Source organism: Planktothricoides sp. SR001, assembly GCF_001276715.1.
Classification (GTDB): domain Bacteria; phylum Cyanobacteriota; class Cyanobacteriia; order Cyanobacteriales; family Laspinemataceae; genus Planktothricoides; species Planktothricoides raciborskii.
Genome location: NZ_LIUQ01000052.1, coordinates 43,743 through 44,097, shown reverse-complemented (window position 1 = coordinate 44,097; position 355 = coordinate 43,743).

The following is a 355-nucleotide window of genomic DNA, read 5'->3' as shown; positions in this document are numbered from 1 at the left end:
GCCGTTGACCCCTACAGGCGGGGATTTTAATCCCCGACGGATTTTATTAACTGCGGGGGTTCAGAAACCGAGTTTCTTTTTGTATCCCACAGCGAGGGCAAAGCATTCCGGTAAATAAATTGTCGTTTATATATTAAATTACCCGCCGGAATGCTTTGCCCCTACATATCCCGAATAGAAACCGGGTTTCTTGGTTTAACGCGAGGACTCAGAAACCGCCGAGGGTTAAAACCCCCGGCTAATAGCGTAAGTCGGTTAAAACCGACTGCGGATTATTTGGAAATTGGTAATATATTCGGTTTGATTTTGGCATGATTAAAATAGTCGGTTTTAACCGCCTGTAGGGGTCAACGGC